Origin of the sequence: Nocardia sp. 2TAF39, assembly GCF_052114905.1 — a bacterium.
GTDB lineage: Bacteria > Actinomycetota > Actinomycetes > Mycobacteriales > Mycobacteriaceae > Nocardia.
On sequence record NZ_JBFRFQ010000021.1, the window covers coordinates 32,547 to 55,249 of the forward strand.

At 66.0% G+C, this 22,703-nt stretch carries 22 protein-coding genes and 1 other RNA gene; 11 read left to right on the forward strand and 12 right to left on the reverse strand.

Annotated features, from left to right (window positions below; all coding sequences use genetic code 11):
- Window positions 1-6: 6 nt before the first annotated feature.
- Together AB4Z47_RS15625 and AB4Z47_RS15630 are read right to left on the reverse strand one after the other, a co-directional pair.
- Window positions 7-627 (reverse strand): MmyB family transcriptional regulator, encoded by a 621-nt coding sequence (locus AB4Z47_RS15625; RefSeq protein WP_441951555.1) that lies wholly within the window; start codon window positions 625-627, stop codon window positions 7-9.
- 3 nt (window positions 628-630) lie between these two features.
- Window positions 631-888, reverse strand: coding sequence for a helix-turn-helix domain-containing protein (locus AB4Z47_RS15630; RefSeq protein ID WP_441951459.1), 258 nt, complete (start codon window positions 886-888; stop codon window positions 631-633).
- Window positions 889-989: 101 nt separating this feature from the next.
- Between AB4Z47_RS15630 and AB4Z47_RS15635 the strand changes: the two genes are divergently transcribed.
- The gene (locus AB4Z47_RS15635; protein WP_441951461.1) at window positions 990-1,739 is read left to right on the forward strand and encodes an SDR family oxidoreductase; all 750 of its coding nucleotides are present in this window, start codon (window positions 990-992) and stop codon (window positions 1,737-1,739) included.
- 202 nt (window positions 1,740-1,941) lie between these two features.
- On the opposite strand, the gene AB4Z47_RS15640 is transcribed toward AB4Z47_RS15635, so the two are convergent.
- The gene (locus AB4Z47_RS15640; protein ID WP_441951462.1) at window positions 1,942-3,189 is read right to left on the reverse strand and encodes a cytochrome P450; all 1,248 of its coding nucleotides are present in this window, start codon (window positions 3,187-3,189) and stop codon (window positions 1,942-1,944) included.
- 240 nt (window positions 3,190-3,429) lie between these two features.
- On the opposite strand from AB4Z47_RS15640, the gene AB4Z47_RS15645 reads away from it, so the two are divergent.
- A complete protein-coding gene (locus AB4Z47_RS15645; RefSeq protein ID WP_441951463.1) occupies window positions 3,430-4,590 on the forward strand; it encodes a phage tail tip lysozyme in 1,161 nt (386 codons plus the stop codon).
- Between the two features lie 398 nt (window positions 4,591-4,988).
- Here AB4Z47_RS15645 and AB4Z47_RS15650 read toward each other — a convergent pair whose 3' ends face one another.
- The 3 genes from AB4Z47_RS15650 to ssrA form a co-directional block, all read right to left on the reverse strand.
- Window positions 4,989-6,479, reverse strand: coding sequence for an MFS transporter (locus AB4Z47_RS15650; RefSeq protein WP_441951465.1), 1,491 nt, complete (start codon window positions 6,477-6,479; stop codon window positions 4,989-4,991).
- A gap of 46 nt (window positions 6,480-6,525) precedes the next feature.
- Window positions 6,526-7,221, reverse strand: a complete 696-nt coding sequence (locus AB4Z47_RS15655) for an SGNH/GDSL hydrolase family protein (RefSeq protein ID WP_441951467.1) — start codon at window positions 7,219-7,221, stop codon at window positions 6,526-6,528.
- Between the two features lie 431 nt (window positions 7,222-7,652).
- Window positions 7,653-8,023, reverse strand: a transfer-messenger RNA (tmRNA) gene (ssrA, locus tag AB4Z47_RS15660).
- Between the two features lie 329 nt (window positions 8,024-8,352).
- Here ssrA and AB4Z47_RS15665 point away from each other — a divergent pair.
- Entirely contained in the window at window positions 8,353-9,666 is a 1,314-nt protein-coding gene (locus tag AB4Z47_RS15665) for an ABC transporter substrate-binding protein (RefSeq protein WP_441951469.1), read from the forward strand.
- A gap of 11 nt (window positions 9,667-9,677) precedes the next feature.
- Window positions 9,678-10,976: an ABC transporter substrate-binding protein gene (locus AB4Z47_RS15670; protein WP_441951471.1), complete on the forward strand. Its 1,299-nt coding sequence runs from the start codon at window positions 9,678-9,680 to the stop codon at window positions 10,974-10,976.
- Between the two features lie 169 nt (window positions 10,977-11,145).
- Here the strand turns inward: AB4Z47_RS15670 and AB4Z47_RS15675 are convergent, their stop codons facing one another.
- The 4 genes from AB4Z47_RS15675 to recQ form a co-directional block, all read right to left on the reverse strand.
- Entirely contained in the window at window positions 11,146-11,316 is a 171-nt protein-coding gene (locus tag AB4Z47_RS15675; RefSeq protein WP_441951473.1) for a hypothetical protein, read from the reverse strand.
- Window positions 11,313-11,786, reverse strand: a complete 474-nt coding sequence (gene smpB, locus AB4Z47_RS15680; protein WP_327109688.1) for an SsrA-binding protein SmpB — start codon at window positions 11,784-11,786, stop codon at window positions 11,313-11,315. The genes AB4Z47_RS15675 and smpB overlap by 4 nt, the downstream gene beginning before the upstream one ends.
- Before the next feature lie 55 nt (window positions 11,787-11,841).
- A complete protein-coding gene (locus AB4Z47_RS15685; RefSeq protein ID WP_441951475.1) occupies window positions 11,842-12,090 on the reverse strand; it encodes a hypothetical protein in 249 nt (82 codons plus the stop codon).
- Between the two features lie 177 nt (window positions 12,091-12,267).
- On the reverse strand, window positions 12,268-14,151 hold the full coding sequence (gene recQ, locus AB4Z47_RS15690) for a DNA helicase RecQ (protein ID WP_441951556.1): 1,884 nt from the start codon (window positions 14,149-14,151) through the stop codon (window positions 12,268-12,270).
- A gap of 186 nt (window positions 14,152-14,337) precedes the next feature.
- On the opposite strand from recQ, the gene AB4Z47_RS15695 reads away from it, so the two are divergent.
- Window positions 14,338-15,309, forward strand: a complete 972-nt coding sequence (locus tag AB4Z47_RS15695) for an SMP-30/gluconolactonase/LRE family protein (RefSeq protein WP_441951476.1) — start codon at window positions 14,338-14,340, stop codon at window positions 15,307-15,309.
- 188 nt (window positions 15,310-15,497) lie between these two features.
- On the opposite strand, the gene hisN is transcribed toward AB4Z47_RS15695, so the two are convergent.
- Window positions 15,498-16,283: a histidinol-phosphatase gene (gene hisN, locus AB4Z47_RS15700; protein ID WP_441951478.1), complete on the reverse strand. Its 786-nt coding sequence runs from the start codon at window positions 16,281-16,283 to the stop codon at window positions 15,498-15,500.
- A 544-nt stretch (window positions 16,284-16,827) separates the two neighbouring features.
- The gene (locus tag AB4Z47_RS15705; RefSeq protein WP_441951480.1) at window positions 16,828-17,424 is read right to left on the reverse strand and encodes an NADPH-dependent FMN reductase; all 597 of its coding nucleotides are present in this window, start codon (window positions 17,422-17,424) and stop codon (window positions 16,828-16,830) included.
- A 143-nt stretch (window positions 17,425-17,567) separates the two neighbouring features.
- Here AB4Z47_RS15705 and AB4Z47_RS15710 point away from each other — a divergent pair, with 143 nt between their 5' ends.
- The 6 genes from AB4Z47_RS15710 (at window position 17,568) to ftsX (ending at window position 22,630) form a co-directional block, all read left to right on the forward strand.
- Window positions 17,568-18,428 (forward strand): helix-turn-helix transcriptional regulator, encoded by an 861-nt coding sequence (locus tag AB4Z47_RS15710; protein WP_441951482.1) that lies wholly within the window; start codon window positions 17,568-17,570, stop codon window positions 18,426-18,428.
- 407 nt (window positions 18,429-18,835) lie between these two features.
- The gene (gene prfB / locus AB4Z47_RS15715) at window positions 18,836-19,951 is read left to right on the forward strand and encodes a peptide chain release factor 2 (RefSeq protein WP_441951558.1); all 1,116 of its coding nucleotides are present in this window, start codon (window positions 18,836-18,838) and stop codon (window positions 19,949-19,951) included.
- A complete protein-coding gene (locus AB4Z47_RS15720) occupies window positions 19,952-20,812 on the forward strand; it encodes a mechanosensitive ion channel family protein (RefSeq protein ID WP_441951483.1) in 861 nt (286 codons plus the stop codon).
- Between the two features lie 16 nt (window positions 20,813-20,828).
- Window positions 20,829-20,951 (forward strand): hypothetical protein, encoded by a 123-nt coding sequence (locus AB4Z47_RS15725; protein ID WP_441951484.1) that lies wholly within the window; start codon window positions 20,829-20,831, stop codon window positions 20,949-20,951.
- Window positions 20,952-21,035: 84 nt separating this feature from the next.
- Window positions 21,036-21,725, forward strand: coding sequence for a cell division ATP-binding protein FtsE (gene ftsE / locus AB4Z47_RS15730; RefSeq protein ID WP_441951486.1), 690 nt, complete (start codon window positions 21,036-21,038; stop codon window positions 21,723-21,725).
- Window positions 21,725-22,630: a permease-like cell division protein FtsX gene (ftsX, locus tag AB4Z47_RS15735; RefSeq protein WP_441951487.1), complete on the forward strand. Its 906-nt coding sequence runs from the start codon at window positions 21,725-21,727 to the stop codon at window positions 22,628-22,630. The genes ftsE and ftsX overlap by 1 nt, the downstream gene beginning before the upstream one ends.
- The last annotated feature ends 73 nt before the right edge of the window (window positions 22,631-22,703 follow it).

A 22,703-nucleotide genomic window follows, 5' to 3' on the forward strand; every position in this document is an offset into this window, starting at 1 on the left:
TGTGGCTCAGCTGATCCGCTGCTCCGCGCTCGACTGCCCTACGTCAGGTCGGTCGTCCGGAGTCTTGTCCGCCGCGATCAGGCTGCCGAGCAAGGCGAGCGACCGCTCGGACGCCGACCCAGGCTCGGCATGGTAGGCGATGAGCAGCTGGCCCGGCGCGCCGTTCACACTGAACGTCTCGTAGGACAGGGTCAGCTCACCGACCATCGGGTTGCGGAAACGTTTGACCCCGGCCGTCTTCACCCGGACGTCGTGGCGCGCCCACAGCCGACGGAACTCCTCGCTCTTCAGCGACAGCTCCCCGACCAGTTCGGTGAATCGAGGGTCGTCCAGGTCGGTGCCCGCGGTCGCGCGCAGGCTCGCCACCGTATCGGCCGCGATGGCCGGCCAATCCGAGTAGACGTTGCATGCCTCAGGATCGAGGAAGATCATGCGCACCTGGTTGACGCCGGGGATCGAACACGCGTTGACCGCCACGGCCAGCGGGTTCGCCGCGAGCACGTCGAGGTATCTGCCGAGTATCAGCGCGGGCGTGTTCGGCCACGCGTTCATCAGCCGCAGCAGTCCGGGCGCGACGCGTTCCGGTCGTCGCGGCGCCCTCGGCCGCTTGACCGCCGGTCGCGCCAGCTCTCACAGGTGCGCCGTACCGTCCTCGTCGAGCGCGAACACCCGCGCCAACGCCGTGACGACCTGCTCGGAGGGGTGCTTGTCGCGGCCCTGCTCCAAGCGCACGTAATAGTCGGCGCTCACGCCCGCGAGCAGGGCGACCTCTTCGCGACGCAGGCCCGCGACGCGCCGCTGACCGCCACCGAACATCCCGAAGTCCTCCGGTCGGGCCAGCTCGCGGCGCGCCCGCAAGAAAGCACCCAGTTGATTGTCGGAGTCCATGTCCCGAGCCTAGGTGAGCCGCGCCGTTCGTGGGTGGCCCCGCGACTACCAGGAAGTCCGCGACCTGGCAGGCGGCGGCGCCGGAGGCGAACGTAGTGGTCATGACAAACAACATCGCAGGCCGCGTCGCGGTCGTCACCGGAGCATCGAGTGGCATCGGCGCCGCCACAGCACGGCGGCTCGCGCACAGCGGCGCCAAAGTCGCCCTGCTCGGCAGGCGCAAGGACCGTATCGAGGAACTCGCCGCCGAGCTCGGTGGTGACGCACTCGCCGTCGCCACCGACGTCGCCGACCAGCAGTCCGTACAGGCCGCCGCCGCCGCAGTGCGTGCTGCATTCGGCCCTGTCGACCTCGTCGTCGCGAACGCCGGCGTAATGCTCGCCGCGCCGTTCGAGTCCGCGCTCGCCGACGAGTGGGACCAGATGGTCGGCACCAACATCAACGGATTGCTCTACACCGGAAAGGCTTTCATCGATGACCTGCTCGCGGCGGCGACCGAGGGCAGGCAGGCCGATCTGGTGCTGGTCGGATCGGTCGGCGGGCACATGGTGTTCCCCAACTACGCCGTGTACACCGCCACGAAGGCCGCCGTCGCGCATCTGACCAGGAACCTGCGTGCCGAATTCGGCCCGCGCGGCGTCCGGGTGAAGAACATCGAACCCGGCTTCGTCGGCACCGAACTCGGTTCGAGCATGCAGGACGAGCAGCAGCGTGCCGGGCTGGATCAGTGGCGTACGGAGATCGAGATACTCGAACCCGGCGACATCGCCGACGCCATCGCGTACGCCGTCGCGGCGCCGAAGCACGTCAACATCGCCGAGCTGATCGTGGTGCCGACCCAGCAGGGCTGATCACGGTTCGTGTGGTCGATCCGGCGGATGGCGGGCGTTGCCCCGGTTCTGCGCCACTCCCGGCCCGAGGATCCCTCGGCGATCGCCGAGGGCTGGCACCGCGGCTGGCGTGACACGCACCTGGGCTACGTCCCCGATGCCTCGCGCACCCGTCCGGCCCGCCGCACCGCAGCGCACCCACGCAGCTCCGTGATTCCGCCTGCTACGCCTCAGGCACCGGCGGGGATTTCGGGAAGATGACCGGCAACGCGGTCAATGATCGGTGGAACGGGCCCGGCCGCCAGGTCAGGTCACCAGGCGATACCGCGAGGCGTATCTCCGGCAGGGCGTCGAGTAGTTGGTCGATGGCGTCTTGGGCGACCAGGTAAGCAATCGACCTGGCGGGGCAGACGTGCGGCCCGGCACCCCAAGCCAGATGTGAGCGATTTCCCGCGTACTGGTCGGCACCGATCGCGGGATCGCTGTTGCAGCCGGCGATGCCGATGACGACCGGTTGGTGGGCGGGTAGCCAGACCTCGTCGATCAGGATCGGCTGTCTCGGAAAGCTGAAGCAGAAGTTCGCCATCGGCGGATTGTCGAACAACACCTCGTCGAGGGCGTCTCTGGTCGACTGGCTCCCACCCAGCACACTGTCGCCCAACCGCTCGTCGGTGAGGATCAGCAGCAGGGTGTTGACGATCAGATTCAGCTGCGGTTCGATGCCCGCGCCGTACAGCGTGCCCAGTTGATGCACCATCTCCATATCGCTCAGCCCGGCTTGGTGCAGCAGCATCCGCGTGGCTACATCGTCGCCGGGTTCGGCTCGTTTGAGCAGAGTCAACTGCAGCATCGCGTCGGCGAGCGTCTTGTTCCCCGTTTCCGCATCGACGCCCTCGAAGATCGCGGCCATACCTTTCGCGGCCTGCTGTGCGATCTCGGCGGGACAACCGAGCATGGCGTTCAGCACCGCGAAGGCGAGCGGAAACGCGTACTGGCGGACCAGATCCGCGGACCCGTCCGCGCAGAACGAATTGATCAGCGGGATCGCGATCTGCGCCACGGTGTCGTGCAGGCTGTACTGATCGACCTTGTCGAGGCCCGCGATATTGGATTTCCGATAGCGGGCATGCTCGACACCCGCGCTGCGCAAGGCGTTCGGCCGCCACTGCATCATCGGCAGCACGGGGCAGTCGGTGGGTACGTGCTTCTGCCAGGTGCGCGGATCCGCCGGGAAGTGGTCCGGGTCGTTGAGGATCCGCACCGCGGTGTAATACCCGATCACCAAGGTGGCGGGCACGCCCGGCGCCAATTCCACCGGCACCAACGACCCGTACTGTTCCCGCATCTCCCGATAGGCGCGGTGTGGATCCGCCGCGAACTCCGGCGAATGCAGCGATATCCGTGGGCCATCGGTGTCGATCGGCGAATCGAGCGGCGCGCGACTGTGCACCGGTGAGGAGGGGATCGACATAGGCGAGAAACTCCAAGCGTTAGAACAGCAAGCCCCGTGAGCCTATGCAGCCAGCGAACTTTCCGCACCCTGAACTGCTCAACCGAGCAGGCCGAGAGTCGGCATCGTCGTCAGTGTGCCTGCCGCGGTGTCGACGTGGTCAACGCGGGCTTTCGGTCCACGGCCACTACGTGCGTTCCCAGGTCCGAGAACATCCGATAATCGACGTGTGTTGTCTGCCCAGGTGAGAGCGAGGCGCCGATGAGCCCCAACGGCACCAAGCGGCTTGGCGATTTACACGAGCTTCCGGCCTGCGCACCCGCGGGATTGAAAGCGCTGTTCACTGTGGCCGAGGGGGTTATTCAAACCCAGGTCCAGCAGTTGGGGTCGGGCACACCGTCCAAGGCTCCCGATCTACGTAAGCTGTTGCGCGACCAGGGAATCGCCAAACCCGAGGACCAGTCGACGATGATCGACGACTATAGCGATCACAAGAAGGAGTTGGACAACGTCAAGTCGGGCGTCCACCGGACGGACGACGGCATTGTCGTGAAAACCGCTGGGATCGGCGAGGTTGTGACGAATGCCTATAGTGCCATCGACACCTCGGTCGGGGAACTCAACGCGAAGATCGATGCCTCCCACAACGCGGTGCGGACCGTGACCGACAAGACCGGCAAAACGGTGACCGATGAGCACGGCAACGCCAAGAAAGAACTGCCGAAAGAAATAATCAACGGCCTGTTCAAGGGCGTCTGGGATACGTTGAATACGACGTACACCCAGGTCAACGGGGTCTCGGATCGAGCAGCGGCCGAAGCGCTCAAAATCAGAGGCGACGAGCCAGGCGTCGTCCCCACGTCCAGCAACAACGGCGGCGGCACTCAGCCGGTGTCGTACCCCACCTCGGGGGGCGGCGGAACCACCCCGTGGACCCCCAACTCGGGTTCGATGGGCACCGCGATAATTCCCACCGAAGACAAGCCTGATGCGACAGCAATGATGCAATACCTCATCGACACATACCACTTCACCCCGGCGCAGGCCGCGGGAATCGTCGCCAACGCGAAGTTCGAGTCAGGTTTCAACGTCGGGGCCACGGGTGACAAGGGAACGGCCAGCGGCCTGTTTCAGTGGCGTTTCGGGCGACAGACGGCGCTCAGGAATTTCGCGAGCAAGCCGGGCGAGGATATCGGCAACTGGAAGACCCATATCGATTACATGGTTCAGGAGTTGGGCGAGAAAGACTATCAGCAAGCCAAAACCCTTATCGACTCGAACAGAAACGACCCCCGCGCGGTGGCGGAGGCATTCGACCGGTACTACGAGAAAAGCAAGGGATTAACGACCGACGATCGGCGCGAATACGCAGCTGAGCTCCTGAAGGATTGGAACGAGGCCCACTCGCGTGCCGCCGTCTGAGGCCGGGGTATGTGAGCGCGCATTCAGCTATAGCTCACCGGCGCGCTCACGTATGGTGTGGGCTGCGGCAAGCCAAAGGAGCACTCGAATTCAGGTACCCCTGCCATGGCAGGTTGTTGAGTTCGTTCTCGACGGCCCGCAGATTCCCGTGAGTAGATATTGCGATTTGTCCCCTTCGGAAAGCAGTCGGGCGAGGAGATGCAGGAGATCGGCGATCCCACCTCGGCCACCGGTGGAGTCGAGGCGATCGATCTCCGGCTCAATCGTGACTCCACCGCAGAGGCGACCTACCAGCAGGCGGGGTTCGAGCCGGACGTATCAGGCACGAACCTGCCCGGACGTCGCCACCGCTGGGCCCGCTTCGTCGCAGCCCTGGCCATGACTGGTGATCCTCGCACTCACGCCTGGACCGCTGGCTGCTTCGGCAGAAGGAAGACGACAACGCCCGCTATGACAGCGATGACGAACGTCCCGAAGGACGCGACGGCAAAGGCGTGGCCGGCGGCGGCAACCCTGTCGACTGCCGCGGGATGGAACGAGCTGAAGAAGACCGCTCCGATAACGGCAACGCCTAGCGCTCCGCCACACTGCTGGGCCGTGGACAAGACCCCTGACGCGACACCGGCCGACTCCGGCCTTACGCGGCTCAGCACCGTGTTGAGCGCCTGCGTGATGACCAGTCCGCCACCGACGCTTTGCAGAATGAGGGTGGGGATCACGAGCAGCGGAGTGATCCGCGGGCCGGATACCAGCAAGACGCCGGTCGCCAGGTAACCGCTCGCCAATATGATCGCCCCGACCTCGAGGACACGTCGTCCATATTTCGGGACGATCCGGCTCGCTACCATGCTGAACACGAAGAATGCGGTAGCTGCGGGCGTATAGACCAGGCCCGCGCCGAGCGCCGACATATCGAGGCCCTGCTGCATCGTTACCGACAAGGCCAGGTAATACGAGTAGATCAGCGCGTACAGGGCGAGGACGAGAATGATCCCGAGCGAGAACGAGCGCTGTCCGAACAGCGTCAGCGGTACCAGCGGATCCCCGCCCCGCCGTTCCAGGCCTCGCTCGATCGCGACGAAGAAGCCGAACGCGACCGCGCTGCCCGCGAAGCAAGCCCAAACCCACCTCGGCCAGCCTGCCTGCTGTCCCTGGATCAGCGGGAGCACCAGGAGGAAGAGTGCCGCGCTGAGCACCAGGACGCCAGGCATGTCCAGCTTGCGGGTGGCGGCTGAACCTGTCTCCGGCACGTATCGCACGGCGAGCAGGAACATGACAATTCCGATCGGCACGTTCACCCAGAACACGAGGCGCCAGCCGCAATCGAACAGATTGGCGCCGATCAGCAGTCCGCCGATGACCTGTCCGCCGATGGTGGCCATTCCCATGACGATGCCGAGAACACCGTATACGCTGTGTCGCCTCGCCGCCGGCACCAGCACCGTGACGTATGCGAACACCTGGGGAACCATCAGGGCGGCTCCTAGGCCCTGGATGACACGCGCCGCGATAAGGCTGCCTGCGTTCGGTGACAACGCGCAAGCGACTGATGACAGGGTGAAGAGGGCCACCCCGAGAAGGAAAATCCGCTTGCGGCCGTACCGGTCTGCCAGGCGAGTAGCGGTAATGATGAAGACTGCATAACTCAGTTGATAACCCGCCAGGACCCATTGGACATCGCTGGCGGAGGCATGCAGGTCCGCCACGATCGAGGGGTCGGCGACCACGACGATGAACGAGTCGAGGACCGCCATGAACAGGGCGGCCATGCCAATCGATATCGTCATCCACGGAATAGCGTCAGCTTCGGCGCCCACTGTCTGCTTGCTAGCTGATTGCTGACTACTTGCCACGATGAGAAACCTCTTTATTTCGTCGGGGTCCGGCAATGCATGAACTCGGGAAGCTCGGCTGGCGCGTTTCGCTCGGCGGCGGTCAGGCCCGGGGCGAGGATTGCGTCGATGTGGTGCGTCCTAGGGAACTAGCCAGCTTCTTGACCACCTCGGCGGCCATAACGGCCTGACCCGAGGTCGAGAAGTGGATGCGATCCTCGCTGAGCAGGTTGTCGCGGACATTGACCGGGTGATCCCACATGTCCACCACGATGGCGTCGTATTCGGAAGCCAGCCCGCGCACGATCTCGTTGACCGCGGCAATCCGCTCCGGCCAGTCAGGGAAGACCGGGACGGCATACGCTTTGCCGAGCGTGAAAGTGGTCAGCAAGGCGCCGGTCCCCTTCGCCAGGTCGTACATCTGCCGAAGCGTTCGCTCTATCTCGCCGAAGTCCGGCCTGCGCCGCACGATGTCGTTGGCCCCGCATGGCACGTGGAGCAGGTCCGGGGAGAACTCAACCATGCGGGCTGCCTGGTTCTCGAGCGTCTGGGCGGTTGTTGCCCCGATCTCGGAGACATTGAGGTAATCCAAATCCGGCCGGACAGACCGCAAGACACCAGCAACCCGGTCTGACCAGCCCCAATCCCGGTAGCCCGGGGTGGGATCACCGGTCCCCGCCGAAAGGCTGTCTCCGATAACGGCATACCTGCCCCACGGCGCCCCCGTGAGCAATGCCACGGCATCCGCCTGATCTAGGCAGAACGGGTCGGTCGCCTCGGTGAAAGTGGGTTGTTCCATACAGAAGAACATACGGTCGTACGTATGTTTTCTCAAGTGCCTTCGCCGAATTGGCGCGCGGCCTGATGGTCGCGAGCGACGCCTTTCGGTCCCGTCCTGCACTCTTGCGCTCACCGAGCATTTCCAAATCCCCTGCCATCCGGCAACGCTGGGTGTCAGCGCCCACGTCAGACACCCCTTGCGATGATGAACACGTCTCAATCGCACAGACCGCGGAGATCGGCCACAGCATGAAGGTCGCGGAACGTCTCGACGGCAACGCCATAGCGGGCGTCTTCGACAGACACCTGTTCGACGACTCTCGACGACGTGGCCGATCGGATGGGTGAGAGGTTGCGCGCTGCCGTTGTCCGATGTGGGCACGACACACTCGTTGCAGGCCATGAGGGCATGAAAAAGCCCCCCACCTGCGGTGCAAGTGAGGGGCCTCGAGGTGGAGCTGCCGGGAATCGAACCCGGGTCCTCCGCCGCGTCTTCAGGGCTTCTCCGTGTGCAGTCCGCTAGGTCTCTACTCGGATCTCCGGGTCTCGCGAACAAGCTCGGATGACGATCCCAGTCGCTGTTTGTTGTCCCGTCCTACTCCGCGACCGAGTAGGACGGTGAGCCCTCTAGCTGATGCCGGCACCGGAGCCGAGGGCATGCCCCGGGCCGACAGAGACGCTCTGCTGATTAGGCAGCGAGAGCGTACTCGCGCTGATGAGAATCGGCGCTTAATTGGTTGCAGCGACGCTTACGGTGGTCTCTTGCCTGCACCGACACGCTTCCCCTGAATCTACGTACGCAGTCGAAACCGTTCAGCCCCGTACGCCCCGGCTCCTTGCCGGGCTGTTCATATTAACACCGCCCAGATCACGGATCATCCCATTATTCGGCAGTGGCAGGCGCCACACTCCCGCTGTCGCGCATCGCGGCCGCCCTGCCAGTCGTAAGGCTCGTCTCTACCGCCGTCTGGTGTCGTCGGCGTCCACCGAGGCAGCAGGCGCGGTCAGTGCCCCGCCGGACGCGGATACGCCCGGTCTTCCCGGATGCTGGCACACGATTGCCCCGGCCCGATGCCGAAGCGACTTACACTGCACGAGCCGTCCGCTCGGCCCTGGGCAGCGGGTCTCGATTCCAGACTAAGGAAACACTTTGGCAGTACCGACAATTCGGGACAGGTTGCTGCGCCTGTCCGCCCTCACCGTCATCGCCGGGCTCGTCCTCTCCGGTTGCTCCTCTCTGCGCGGCAACTCGGCGCGAGCCGTCGAACCGGGTGTCACCTCCGATCCCTGTCCGAACGCCGTCGACACCAGCAAAGGATGCATTTATCTCGGCGTGCTGTCCGACCTGACGAGTGGACCGTTCGCCGCGCTGGGCAAGGACATCGACAACGGTCAGTTGGCGTTCTGGAGGTCGGTGAACGCGGCGGGTGGGATCGGCGGCAAGTACGAGGTCGACATCGCCACCTACACCGAGGACACCTCCTATGATCTGCGGAAGCATGCCGAGGCGTATCAGCGGATCGAACCGCATGTGCTAGCGCTCTCGATGAGTTTCGGCACCGTGCAGACGCAGCAGGTGCTCGACCGAATGGACGCGGCGGATATGGTCGCCATCGGCGGAACCCTATGGTCGGGATGGCAGTTCGAGAACAGCGACAAGGGGCTGCTGCTGGAATCCGGCTACTCCTACTGCTCCGAGGCGATCATCGCCCTGGACTGGGTCGCGGAGCAAAGGGCGAAGCCGAACTCGATCGCTACCGTCAGCTACCAGGGCGACTACGGAGGTGACTACTCGACCGGCGCGAAGAAGTGGGCCTCCGCCAACCGCGTCGACATGGTGGCGCAGATTGATACCGAACCGAACACGCAGATCGGCAACCAGGACGCCGCGGTCGCCAAGATCCTCGCCGCGGGAGCGGATCTCGTGCTGCTGGCCACGGGTCCAGCCGAGGCGGGCGAGATCATGGGCAAGGCTGCACTGGCGGGCTACCGCGGCAGATTCCTCGGCTCCGGTCCGACCTGGAACGGCGGCCTGTTGAAAAGCCCTGCGGCGACAGCGATCACGGCGCGGTACAACATGACCTCGCCGCTGGACGGCTGGGACGGCACCAGCGCGGGCGCCAAGAAGGCGCGCGCCTCGGCGACGTTGGAGCCCTCGACCTGGGGTTACAGCGCCGGCTGGATGTTCTCCTACCCGATGAAGGCACTGCTGACGAGGGCCGTGGTCGAAGGCAAGCTCAGCCGCAAGGGTGTCCGCGAGTCGGTACCCGGCCTGCGCGTCGACTATGAGGGAGCGATTCCCGAATATACCTATGGCGCAGCCAAACCCGACCTTTCCCGGCAGCGAGCGATCATCGAGATGCCCGACCAGACCGCACCGCTGGGCGCAAAGACCCTGGCGGCCGACTACCACGGCCCGACTCAGGACCGCATCTCCCTCACCGAGCCCTGCGTGCAGCCGTAAGAGAGCCAGACATGGGATCAACCAGCAACCGTCGCCGACTATTTCGTAGCGTAGCCGCGCCCCTCGCGTTCGGGCTCATGTTGACGGGCGCCTGTTCGACGTCGGCGCCCGCCGCGACGCCCGGCATTACTCGCGCGCCGTGCCCGCAAGCTGTCCACAAGGACAAAGGCTGCATCTACCTCGGCGTTCTGTCCGATCTGAACAACGGCCCCTTCGCACCGCTCGGCAGGTCCATGCAGGACGGGCAGCTCGCGTTCTGGAACGAGGTGAACAAGGAGGGCGGAATCGGCGGCTACGAAATCGACATCGCGACCTACACCCGCGACACCTCCTACGACCCACGCAAACACGTCACGGAATTCGAGAACGTAGCACCGCATGTGCTCGCCCTCGCGATGAGTTTCGGTACCGCGCAGACGCTCGCGGTTCTCCACGACATGGACGAGGCGAACCTGGTGACCGGGGCGGGCACACTCTGGTCGGGCTGGCAATATCGCTCGACCGACCATGATCTCGTGCTGGACAACGGCTTTTCGTACTGCACAGAAGCCGTTCTCGGGTTGGACTGGTTCGCGCAGAACCACTATCAACCGCGCACACTCGGTGTGATCGCCTATCGCGGCAACTACGGCGGCGACTACGCCAGCGGGGCGCTCGAGTGGGCGTTGGACAACGGCGCGACGATCGCCTCGCGGATCGACACCGGTCCCAACAGCGAGGTCGGTAACCAGGATTTCCCGGTTGCCGAGATCATGGCCAACCCACCCGATCTCGTCCTGCTGGCCACCGGGCCGGCCGAAACCGCCGAAATCGTCAGCAAACTCGCGAAGGAAGGCTACACCGGCCGCTTTCTCGGATCCACACCGACATGGAACAGCGCGTTGCTCAAAACACCTGCCGCACAGGCACTCACCACGCTGTACAACTACACCTCGCCGTTCGACGGCTGGGACGGGAACAGCACCGGGGCCCAACGCGCCAGGAACGCCGCACCTACCGAACCGACCAACTTCGGCTACAACATCGGCTGGGCCATCTCCTATCCGATGAAGGCGCTGCTGACCAAGGCCGCCGAGTCGGGCGAACTCGACCGGCCGACCCTGCGCAAGACGCTCGACGGGCTCACCGTGGATTCCGAAGGCATGGCGGCGACCCAGATCTACGGGCGCGACGAACCAGACGTCGCGACGCAACGTGCGGTGGTCAACGTGCCCGATCCGAATACGTCGCTCGGTTCACGCACGGTAGTCGCCGACTACCAAGGTCCGACGCTGAAGCGGATCGCCATCCACGAGCCGTGTACTCGGTGATCCGCCTCCGCAGGCCGCGGCGATGAGTGCGACCCTGCCAGCGCGAGGGCCGGCCCGATCTGCTGCTGACGATGGAACCGCTCGCCGAGCGGCATCAGCGCCAGCAGCACGGTCGCTGCCGGATACCACGGCCGATCCCGCTCACCAGCGACAGCGAGCCGTGGAACTCCTACAGCAGCGCCGCGTTGCCGACCGTGTCCAGCACGCCGATGTACCCGGCCCACCGAAGCGGTTCACCGGGCAGCCGCCGGAACTCCTGCACGGCCGGCGCGATCAGCCATACGACTCCGGCTGCGGCCCGCTGCATGAGCAGCGGCCACTGCCGGATTCCGGCGGTCACCTCATGCCTTTGATCCGCCGTCCCAGCTCGCGGGTGACCTCGCGCTCCGCCGTGCGCCGGGCCAGGTCCTGGCGCTTGTCGTAGTCCTGCTTACCCTTGGCGAGGGCCAGTTCGACCTTCACTTTGCCGTCGGAGAAGTACATCGACAGCGGCACCAAGGTCTGGTTGCCCTCGCGCGACTTACCAACCAGCCGCTCGATCTCGCGCTTGTGCAGGAGCAATTTGCGTACCCGGCGCGGCGAGTGGTTGGTCCAGGTGCCGTGGCTGAACTCGGGAATGTGCAGCCCGCGCAGCCACACCTCGCCGTTGTCCACCGTCGCGAAGGCGTCAACGAGCGAGGCCTTGCCCTCGCGCAGGCTCTTCACCTCGGTGCCGACCAGCGCGATCCCGGCCTCGTAAATATCCAGGATCGTGTAGTTGTGCCGCGCCCGGCGGTTGGTCGCGATGACCTTACGCCCCTTCTCCTTCATAACGGTCAACTCTAAGTGACGCGGCAACCGGATTATTCCCGCAGGTCGCACACTGCTAACCACCCTGACGCAGCACGATGTAGAGCACAAGGACCGTGACGAATGCGCCGACCAGGACCACCGTGGACAACCGCGGCGCGCCGCGACGGTGCGGCAGCGGCGAAGTCTGGTGTCGCAGCCACGCGCCCTCCACGGACGGATCCGTCCTACCGCGAACGTGCGGCGGCGCGTCCGGGGGCTCGCCCCCCGGAGAGCCGGTAGAAATATCGGCCCCGTCGTCGCTGGGATCATCACCCGGTGCCATAGCCAGAACGGTAGCCGCACCGACAGCGACACGCTGCAATTCCCGCGCGCCGCAACACAGTTGGAACTCAGGCGCCTGTCGCGGTCACGCACGCTGTCCGCCACAGTCGTTCGCGGACCCGCCCCGCGCCAATCCTGGCCCATCGGTGACCGGACCGTGCGGTGCCCCGTGGACGGCTCACCCTGCGGCGAGCACCTCGAGAACCTGCTCCCCGTACTTCGCCAGCTTGTTCTCGCCGACTCCGCCGACTCCGCCGAGATCGGCGAGACTAGCGGGTTTGCGGGCCGCGATCTCACGCAGGGTGGCGTCGTGGAAGACGATGTATGCCGGGACGCCCTGTTCCTTGGCGGTGGCCGCGCGCCATTCACGCAGCTTCTCGAACAGCGGCACGTCGGCGGACGGCAGCTCGGCGGCTGCGGATTTACCCGCTTTCGCGGCGCGCGCGGGTTTGGCAGCTCGTTCGGGTTCCCGGCGCAGCAGTACCTGGCGCCCGTCGAAAAGCACCTCGCTGCTGGCCTCGGTGAGCGTCAGGACACCGTAGTCACCGTGCACGGCGAGCAGGCCGCAGGCGAGCAGCTGCCGGACCACACCGCGCCATTCCGTATCGCGCAGGTCGGTGCCGATGCCGAAAACCTTCAGCTCGTGATGGTCGTATTGCAGCACTTTCGGGTTCTTCTTGCCGAGCAGAATATCGACGATATGGCCCGCGCCGAAGCGCTGGCCCCGTTCCCGCTCGAGCCGCAGTACCGTGGACAACAGCTTCTGCGCGGCCACGGTGCCATCCCACGATTGCGGTGGTAACAGGCAGGTGTCGCAGTTGCCGCATGGCAGGCCGGGCTGGCCGAAGTACGCAAGCAGCTGGGTACGGCGGCAGCTCACCGTCTCGCACAACGCGAGCATCGCCTCCAGGTGCAGTTGGAGTTGGCGGCGGTGGGCGGCATCACCTTCGGAGGCCTCGATCAGTTTGCGTTGCTGCACCACGTCGCTGAGGCCATAGACCATCCACGCGGTTGAGGGCAGCCCATCTCGGCCCGCGCGACCGGTCTCCTGGTAGTAGCCCTCGACAGACTTCGGCAGGTCGAGATGTGCGACGAAGCGCACGTCGGGCTTGTCGATGCCCATCCCGAAGGCAATAGTCGCCACGACGACCAGACCATCTTCGCGCAGGAACCGCGACTGATTCACGGCACGAGTGCGATTGTCGAGGCCAGCGTGATACGGCACGGCGGTGATGCCGTTTTCAGTGAGGAAAGCGGCGGTCTTCTCCACCGAATTGCGCGAAAGGCAGTAGACGATGCCCGCGTCCCCCGGGTGCTCGGTGCGGATGAATTCCAGTAGCTGGCGCTCGGGCCGGTTTTTCGGCTCGATCCGGTACTGAATATTGGGTCGGTCGAAGCTGGCGACGAAGCGGCGGGCCGAGCCGAGGTCGAGGCGCTGGATGATCTCGTCGCGTGTCTTCTCGGTGGCGGTCGCGGTCAGCGCGATCCGCGGCACGTCCGGCCACCGCTCGTGCAGCACGGAAAGGCCCAGGTAATCGGGGCGGAAGTCGTGGCCCCACTGGGAGACGCAGTGCGCCTCATCGATGGCGAACAGCGCGACCTTGCCCCGATCGAGCAGCTTTGCCGTCGATTCCAAGCGCAGCCGCTCCGGCGCCAGGTACAGCAGGTCGAGTTCCCCCGCCACGAATTGCGCTTCCACCATCCGGCGCTCGTCGGGGTACTGGGTGGAGTTCAGGAAGCCCGCGCGCACGCCGAGAGCACTGAGCGCGTCCACCTGATCCTGCATCAGCGCAATCAGCGGCGAGACCACCACCCCGACGCCGAGCCGCACCAGGGCGGGCACCTGGTAGCAAAGTGACTTACCGCCGCCGGTCGGCATGAGGACCAGCGCGTCGCCGCCCGCGACCACGTGCTCGACGATCTCGTGCTGGTCGCCGCGGAAGCTGTCGTAGCCGAAGACTCGGCGTAGAACCTGTTGCGCCGCACCGGATCCGGTGTGTACACCGGGCTCGTCGTCGGTCGCCACAGCCGCGAAGTCATCGGGGGAAGTCACCCGGCCCATCCTACGAGCGCTCGCCCGCTGCAGTACGGGTACGTCTCGTCGTTCACCGTGCTCGGCGGCTCGGTTCTCCACATGTGCATAACGGAACGTCGTTTGCCCGATCCCGAACCACTGACGTGCGGATTCATCCATCCGTGGCAATTCGACGAGATAGCCGCATCGTTCGACGCTGTTACGTTCACTCTCATGGCAACAGGAATGGGGAGCACTCGAGTTCGGGGCGCGGTGCTCACCGCAGCCGTGCTCGCGGGGATCGCGGCGGCCACGCCGACGTCGCAGGCGGGGACACTCCCCACCATATGCTCGGAGGGGTGGGTAGCCACCACGGTGGTAGAGGGTGTCGGCAATCTGGAGAACCTCGACTCCGACGGGCGTGGTGGCTTCTACGTCACCGGGATCATGGACGGGTACCTCGCGCACGTCGACAGCGCCGGGCGGATGGAGAAGCTGGTAACGGGGTTGTGGCGTCCGGCCGGAGTGCGCGTCGCGGGACCGTACGTCTACTTCCTGACCGGTGACGGACTCAGCGAACCGCCGGGCACGCTACAGCGCTACGACACCGCGACAGGCGCGGTGGAAATCCTGCTCACCGGGCTGAACGGTCCGAACGGACTGCTGTTGCTGCCGGACGGCGGCCTGCTGTTCACCACTATCGGCCTCGGCGGTCCGAACGGGATCTCCCGCTACTGGCCCGCGACAAACGAGTACGAGCGGGATTGGGCGAGCCTGCCGCCTTCCAACGGCATCGCGCTCGCCGCCGACGGCGAGTCGGTCTACGTCGACACGATGACATTGCAGATCTACCGCGTCCCACTACACGACCCCAGCCGCCCCACCCTCGTCTCGGGCATCCCCGATTTGATCGCGCTACCCGACGATATGGAGGCCACCCGCGCCGGAGCCCTGTTCGTCGCCGACCACATTCTCGGCGCCGTCTACCAGGTGGACACGGCCACCGGCGCGACCTGCGCGATCATCACCGGCCTGATCAAGCCCGGCCCCGTGCGCAACCCGCCGGACGGCGCCACCTCCGTCCGCATCGCCCGCGACGGAGATTCGTGGGCGCTGTTCGTCACCAGCATGGACGGCACCCTTCGCCGCCTGCGCCCACCGGCCGGGCTCGACGTCACCCCTGCGACACCGGGCAAGACCCGATAGCGCCGGGCACGGCTCTGCATTTCGGCCACAAGCCACTGTGGCACCCACGGCCTGGCCGGGCTGCCTCCAACCAGTCGAGCCGCGAATCCGACTGCTACGCCTTCCGGCGAAGATCCGTGCGGCGGGACCTGTTCGGGATGTCGTATGGATCGACGTCGGTGGACAACTGCCGCCCGTGGCCGAGTCGCTCAGCCCCGGAAACGGTTGCGGACCTCGTCATGGAGGAGCCCGTTGGTGGCGATGGCGTCGCCACCGTGCGGGCCCGGTTTGCCGTCGAGGGAGGTGAAGCGGCCGCCCGCTTCCCGGACGAGGATGTCCAGAGCGGCCAGATCCCACAGGGACACTTCGGGTTCGGTGGCGATGTCGACGGCCCCCTCGGCGACCAGGCAGTAACTGAGGAAATCGCCGTAGCCGCGCACCCGCCAGACGTCGTCGGTCAGTGCGATGAAGTCGTCGCGCAGACCGCGCTCGCGCCAGCCGGACAGGCTGGAAAACGCCAGGCTCGCCGAGCTCAACTCACCGACGGCGGAGACCGAAATCGCGTTGGCCGCCCCCGATTCGAAGCTCGACCACGCTCCCGAACCCGCGGCGGCCCACCACCGCCGGGCCAGCGCGGGCGCGCTCACCACGCCGACGACCGGCTCGCCGTCCTCCAGCAGCGCGATCAGCGTCGCCCAGATCGGCACCCGCCGCACGAAGTTCTTCGTGCCGTCGATCGGATCGACCACCCACTGCCTTCCGCTGAACTCGGCGGCGCCGCCGAACTCCTCACCGAGCACCGCGTCGTCCGGCCGCGTCTCGGACAGCACCTGCCGGATCGCCTTTTCCACGGCCAGGTCGGCATCCGAGACCGGCGTCAGATCCGGCTTCGCGTCGACTTTCAAATCCAGCGCGCCGAAGCGAGCCCGGGTGATGGAGTCGGCCGAATCGGCCAGTCGCAGGGCGAGGTCCAGATCGGAGGAGTACACAGCCACGCCCCGCACCCTATCGGCCCAGTGCAGTCCGACAGCGCCCGCCGGTGTCCGAGTGCGAGGTAGCCACCCGTGCCGCACCGATACGGCACGACAATGCGCTGAACGGCACCGGCCACGGGCTGGTCGGTCTCTGTTGAGGGAGTTGCACCACGAATCAGCGGCGATTGCCGGCCAAATCCTCGAGCTCTTGGACCTGACGCTCCTCCGGAGTCCTGACAAAAGAGCGGAGCCGACTCAGCTTGTCGAGGAACTGCCGCATCCCGGTCGACGTCAAGACCAGACTCTCGTACGGATCGATCCGGTCCAACACCTGACTTCGGCTCCGGCCGCGGATGCGCTCGATGAGGCGGACGAAAGCGTCGTCGCGGCAGCGGCGGACGTGGGCTTTCGACGCTTCGGGCTGGATCCTCGCTGCGCCACCCGCATCAACGTCGCATCCACCCAGGTTCGTACTTCATCAAGGGGCACGGTTCGTCGCCGGGCCCCTCGCAGTTCCGCGAAGCTCCGGCGCCACGTGGGGACAGCAACCCATCCGCCCCGGCACTCACGCCGCCGTCTGAACTGCGCGAGCGGCGTTCAGTGCGCCCGCCCACCACAACAATTGGTCGAGCATCGCCGCCGCGGCCGCGGCGGGCTCATCGGGCTCCCGCAGCCGGCCCTCGGCGTCGAAGAGCAGATAGTAGCGCGGGAACGAGACGTAATTGCGGACAGTGTGCGCGTTGAGTTCATTGAAGATCTGGCGCAAGTGCTCGATGGCGAGCAAGCCGCCGCTGGCCCCGCTGTATCCGACGAACCCGATCGCCTTGGCGTCCCACTGGCTGTAGTGCCAGTCGATGGCGGCCTTCAGCGCGGCCGGGATGCTGCGGTTGTAGTCGGGCGTGACGATGACGAACGCGTCGGCTTCCGTGAGCCGACGGGTGAGCTCGATCATGCCTTCTGGGCGCTGCGGATTCGGCTCGAGCGCCGGGGGAACGGCGGGCAGTTCGAGTGGCAGGTGCGCCTCGGCCAGATCGATGACATCCACGTCGAAGGCATCGTGTCGTCGAGCCTGCTCGGTGAACCAGGAGGCTACGGCGGGTCCGAAGCGGCCGTCGCGGACGCTGCCGATGATCACCGCGAGCTTCAGTGGGGCGTTGGACATGCTGTTCCTCCTCGGATCACAGAACGGCCCGGTCGGGCGGCAGGTCCCAATCTGCTGCCCGGCAGGCGGGCCAGGAAGACCGCAGCAAGAGTGGTAGTGGCAGGGACACCCTGCGACGGTTTCTCCTTGTTACCGTTCGAGGGGTGAGCGACAACGAGCTAGGTCTGTTCCTGCGCACCCGCCGAGAAGCGGTGACGCCCGCGCAGGTCGGCCTGCCCACCGGACCGCGTCGCCGCACCCCCGGGCTGCGCCGCGCGGAGCTGGCGACGCTGGCCGGAGTGAGCGTCGAGTACGTGACCCGCCTCGAACAGGGCCGTGACCGTCGCCCCTCGCCGCAGGTGTTGTCCGCGCTGGCCGACGCGCTACGCCTGAGTCCGGCCGAGCGCATCCACCTGCACCGCCTGAGCAAGGCCGTGGACACCGGGTTCAGCTGTATGGGTGGCGCGCAGCCGCAGCGCGACGTTCGCCCCACCGTCCTGGCGATCCTGGACCGCCTCGAACCTGCACCTGCCGTGGTGGTGAACCGCCTCACCGAGGTTCTCGCCCACACCGACGGCTACCACCGGCTGATGGCGCCGACCGGTCTGTTCACCGGACCCGACACCCCGGCGAACCTGTCCCGTTTCATTTTCACCAGCCCCGGCGCTCGCGCCCTCTACCCGGATTGGGAACACGCCGCCGACGAGATGGTCGCCACTCTGAAGCAAGGCCCTTTCCGCGCGGACCCGCACATCGCCGCCCTCGCCGACGAGCTCACCCTCACCGCAGGCCCCGCGTTCGCCGACCGCGTAGACACCGTCCCCAGCCTGGCCGCCGCCACGGGCATCACCCGGTTAGCCCACCCCGAGGCAGGTTCTCTCCGCCTCGCCTACGAGATCCTCGACCTCTCCGCCGACGACGACCAGCATCTGATCGTCCACCTCCCGGCCGACGAAGCGACCGCCACCGCCCTCGACAGACTCACGGGCCGCCGCCCCGGCGCGTTGCGCGCGGTCTCCGGCTGAGTTCGCCTGGTCACTCGACAATCACAGTCGCCGCTCCGCGGCACGATTCCCGTGATCCCAACGCGCTCGGCTCGCCTTCGCACAACGCCCATCCAGGCGATCCACCGACCTACGGCCGCCCGCATTCCACCGGCGAGATCGGTACCTTCCGATACGGATCCCGCCGCGCACCCCAGTGACCGCCAAACATCAACTGCACCAACCACGGTGGCCGTTTAGGGTAGAAACCATGAGGCGCCCTCCGCACCGCACCCTCCCGGCATCGGGCGGTCACCGAGCGCGGACCGCCATGGCCCCCGCCCGTCTGAGCCCTCCGCCCCGCTGCGCACACGCACCGATGCCGTGCCGAATCCTGCCGCGCGCACTAGTGTGCTGCGGCCTCCGAGAGGCAGCTAGGCTTGACGATCGTGCATCCTGACGTTTCCGCTGATCTCGCCGAACTCGACGCCACCCTGAAGACAGTCGAATCGGTCCTCGACGTCGAGGAGCTGCGCCGTCGTATCGACGAGCTCGAGCACCAGGCCGCGGACCCCGACCTGTGGAACGACCAGGACCACGCCCAGCAGGTGACCAGCGAGCTCTCGCACGCGCAGGGTGAGCTGCGCCGGGTCGAGGAGTTGCGCCAGCGGCTCGAGGACCTGCCCGTCCTCTACGAGCTCGCCGAGGAGGAAGACGGCGAGGGCAAGGTCACCGCGCTGGCCGAGGCCGACGCCGAGCGGGCCGCGCTGCACGGTGACGTGGAGGCGATGGAGGTCCGCACCCTGCTGTCGGGTGAGTACGACAAGCGCGACGCGCTGGTCAACATCCGCTCCGGCGCCGGTGGCGTGGATGCCGCCGACTGGGCCGAGATGCTGATGCGCATGTACATCCGCTGGGCCGACCGGCACAAGTACTCGGTCGAGGTGTACGACACCTCCTACGCCGAAGAGGCGGGCATCAAGAGCGCCACCTTCGCGGTGAAGACCCCGTACGCCTACGGAACCTTGTCGGTCGAGATGGGCACGCACCGGCTGGTGCGGATCAGCCCGTTCGACAACCAGGGCCGGCGCCAGACCTCCTTTGCCGAGGTAGAGGTGCTGCCCGTGGTCGAGACCACCGACCACATCGAGATTCCTGAGACCGAGATCCGCGTCGACGTGTACCGCTCGTCGGGCCCCGGTGGTCAGAGCGTCAACACCACCGACTCCGCGGTCCGCATCACCCACCTGCCCACCGGCATCGTGGTGACCTGCCAAAACGAGAAATCTCAGCTACAGAACAAGATTTCCGCCATGCGGGTGCTGCAGGCCAAGCTGCTCGAGCGCAAGCGGCAGGAGGAGCGCGCCGAAATGGACGCTCTGAAGACCAACGAGGGCGCGTCCTGGGGCAACCAGATGCGCTCCTACGTGCTGCATCCGTATCAGATGGTCAAGGACCTACGGACGAACTTCGAAGTCAACAATCCGTCGTCGGTACTCGACGGTGACATCGACGGGTTCATCGAGTCCGGTATCCGCTGGCGAATGCGAGAGCAGGCGAGCTAGATGAATATCGCGGAAATCCAGGCGGTCGGCTCCACCGGTTTCACCACCTGGCTGCGCGGTGCGGGCCTGGAGATCGTGCTGCTCATTCTCGGGGCGGTGCTGTTCAGCCGGTTCGCTACGTTCGTGCGAGACCGGGTCACTCGCAAGATCGATGCCGGATTCCGCAGCAGCGACGCGCTGGTGCGGACCGAGGCGGCCAAGCACCGGCATGCGCTGGCCCAGGTGATCACGTGGGTGGTGCTGACCATCGTCTATGTGCTGATCACCATGGAGGTGCTGCGGCGGCTCGGTTTTGCCGTGACGGGATTGGTCGCGCCGGCCGCCGTGCTCGGCGCCGCGCTCGGTTTCGGCGCGCAGCGCATCGTGCAGGACATTCTCGCCGGGTTCTTCCTGATCACCGAGCGGCAGTACGGATTCGGCGATGTGGTGCGCATCGCGGTTACTGGATCCGCGGAGCATGCCGAGGGTACGGTCGAGGATGTCACGTTGCGGATCACCACCTTGCGCAACGCGGATGGCGAGGTGATCACCGTGCCTAATGGCCAGATCGTGAAAGTCACGAACCTGTCGAAGGATTGGGCGCGTGCCGCGATCGACGTGCCAGTGGCCGCGAGCGCTGACATCACCAGGGTCAACGAGATCCTGCACGAGGTCGGTACGAAGGCGTACGACGATGCTCGCCTCAAGCCATTGCTGCTCGACGAGCCCACCGTCATGGGTGTGGAAGACCTGACCGTCGACCAGATGAACATCCGAATGGTTGCCCGCACGTTGCCAGGCAAACAATTCGAAGTCGGACGCGAACTGCGGGTGCGGGTAGCCGCGGCATTGCGCCGGGAGGGAATCAGTGAGACCACGTAGATCCACGGCGATCCTGATGGCAACCTGGGTCGCCACCTTTGTGCTGTACGTCATAGTCAAACCGGACGAGACCGTCTCCACGCCGACGACGGTCAACACCATTCCCGCAGCGGTGATTACGGAGCCGCCGATCCGCTGAGCCGCGCGGGATGTGCCGTCACCAGCTCGTCACCTGTGGTTGACAACGCAGGACACGCGCAGGTGCTGGTTACACTGGCTCCCCGTGATCACCATGCGGAACGTCACCAAGTCGTACAAGACCTCGACGCGACCCGCGCTGGACAACATCACCGTCGATGTGGGCAAGGGCGAGTTCGTCTTCATCATCGGACCGTCCGGCTCGGGTAAGTCGACCTTCATGCGGCTGCTGCTCAAAGAGGAATCGCCCACAGCGGGCGAGATCCAGGTCGCCGACTTCCGGGTCGACCGGCTGCCCAACCGCAGGGTGCCCAAGCTGCGCCAGCGCATCGGGTGCGTGTTCCAGGACTTCCGGCTGCTGCAGCAGAAGACGGTGTACCAGAACGTCGCGTTCGCGCTGGAGGTGATCGGCAAGCGACGCCAGTTCATCGACCGCACCGTCCCAGAGGTGCTGGACATGGTGGGACTCGGCGGCAAAGCCGATCGCCTACCGACGGAGCTGTCCGGTGGTGAACAACAGCGTGTGGCAATCGCGCGGGCGTTCGTGAACCGGCCGCTGGTGCTGCTGGCCGACGAACCGACCGGCAACCTCGACCCCGACACCAGCGGCGACATCATGATGCTGCTGGAGCGGATCAACCGCATCGGCACCACGGTGCTGATGGCGACGCACGACAACCACATCGTCGACGCGATGCGCAGACGGGTGGTCGAGCTCGATCACGGGCGTCTGGTGCGCGACGAGGCGACCGGCGTCTACGGGGTGGGCCGATAATGCGCGCGAGCTTCCTGTTCAGCGAGGTCTTCGCAGGCCTGCGCCGCAATGTCACGATGACCATCGCGATGATCCTGACCACCGCGGTCTCGCTCACCATGCTCGGTGGCGGTCTACTCGCGGTACGCATCGCGGACAAGACCGAGCAGTACTTCCTCGACCGGCTCGAGGTACGGCTGTATCTCACCGAGGACGTCTCGGCCAATGACCCGGACTGTTCGCAGGATCCGTGCCGATCGCTCATGGCCGATCTGAAGGCAACCAGCGGCGTGCAGTCGGTTCAGTTCCTCAACCGCGACGACGCCGTGCGCGAGGCCAAGGATAAAACGTTCAAAGACCAGCCCGAGCTGGCCAAGTACGTCAGCGAGACGCCGTTGCCCGCGTCGCTGCGTGTGAAGATGGAGAACGCGGAGCTGTACCCGACGATCTACGAGAACTTCTACGACCGGCCGGGCGTCGGGATGGTGCGCAATGACAAGGACATTGTGGACCGGCTGGTCAGCCTGTTCGACGGGTTGCGCAACGCGGCCTTCGGTCTGGCCGTGCTGCAGGCGCTGGCAGCGCTGCTGCTGATCGCGAACATGGTGCAGATCGCCGCATTCACCAGGCGCACCGAGGTGGGCATCATGCGTTTGGTCGGCGCGACGCGGTGGTACACCCAGCTGCCGTTCCTCCTGGAGGCGGTGGTCGCCGCGCTGGCCGGATCGCTGTTCGCGATGCTCGGCCTGCTCGCGGCACGGCCGCTGGTGATCGACCGCGCCTTGGGCGACCTGTTTTCCAGCAAGGTGTTCCCGCGCATCACCGGCGACGACATCGTGATGACCGCGCTGGTCATCGCGCCCGTCGGCGTGGTGTTCGCCGCACTGACGGCATACGCGACGCTGCGGTATTACGTCCGCGAGTAAGCGTCCGAGCCGAACGTCTCGTCGGCCGCATTACGGCGCCGCCAGCCACGCGCGGACGGCGCCGCGCTGCGGC

Excerpts from the sequence above, each read along its gene's own strand:
- AB4Z47_RS15630 (WP_441951459.1), bottom strand. The coding sequence starts at position 888 with ATGGACTCCGACAATCAACTGGGTGCTTTCTTGCGGGCGCGCCGCGAG.
- AB4Z47_RS15635 (WP_441951461.1), top strand. The coding sequence starts at position 990 with ATGACAAACAACATCGCAGGCCGCGTCGCGGTCGTCACCGGAGCATCG.
- AB4Z47_RS15640 (WP_441951462.1), bottom strand. The coding sequence starts at position 3,189 with ATGTCGATCCCCTCCTCACCGGTGCACAGTCGCGCGCCGCTCGATTCG.
- AB4Z47_RS15645 (WP_441951463.1), top strand. The coding sequence starts at position 3,430 with ATGAGCCCCAACGGCACCAAGCGGCTTGGCGATTTACACGAGCTTCCG.
- AB4Z47_RS15655 (WP_441951467.1), bottom strand. The coding sequence starts at position 7,221 with ATGGAACAACCCACTTTCACCGAGGCGACCGACCCGTTCTGCCTAGAT.
- AB4Z47_RS15670 (WP_441951471.1), top strand. The coding sequence starts at position 9,678 with ATGGGATCAACCAGCAACCGTCGCCGACTATTTCGTAGCGTAGCCGCG.
- smpB (WP_327109688.1), bottom strand. The coding sequence starts at position 11,786 with ATGAAGGAGAAGGGGCGTAAGGTCATCGCGACCAACCGCCGGGCGCGG.
- AB4Z47_RS15685 (WP_441951475.1), bottom strand. The coding sequence starts at position 12,090 with ATGGCACCGGGTGATGATCCCAGCGACGACGGGGCCGATATTTCTACC.
- recQ (WP_441951556.1), bottom strand. The coding sequence starts at position 14,151 with ATGGGCCGGGTGACTTCCCCCGATGACTTCGCGGCTGTGGCGACCGAC.
- AB4Z47_RS15695 (WP_441951476.1), top strand. The coding sequence starts at position 14,338 with ATGGCAACAGGAATGGGGAGCACTCGAGTTCGGGGCGCGGTGCTCACC.
- AB4Z47_RS15705 (WP_441951480.1), bottom strand. The coding sequence starts at position 17,424 with ATGTCCAACGCCCCACTGAAGCTCGCGGTGATCATCGGCAGCGTCCGC.
- AB4Z47_RS15720 (WP_441951483.1), top strand. The coding sequence starts at position 19,952 with ATGAATATCGCGGAAATCCAGGCGGTCGGCTCCACCGGTTTCACCACC.
- AB4Z47_RS15725 (WP_441951484.1), top strand. The coding sequence starts at position 20,829 with ATGGCAACCTGGGTCGCCACCTTTGTGCTGTACGTCATAGTCAAACCG.
- ftsX (WP_441951487.1), top strand. The coding sequence starts at position 21,725 with ATGCGCGCGAGCTTCCTGTTCAGCGAGGTCTTCGCAGGCCTGCGCCGC.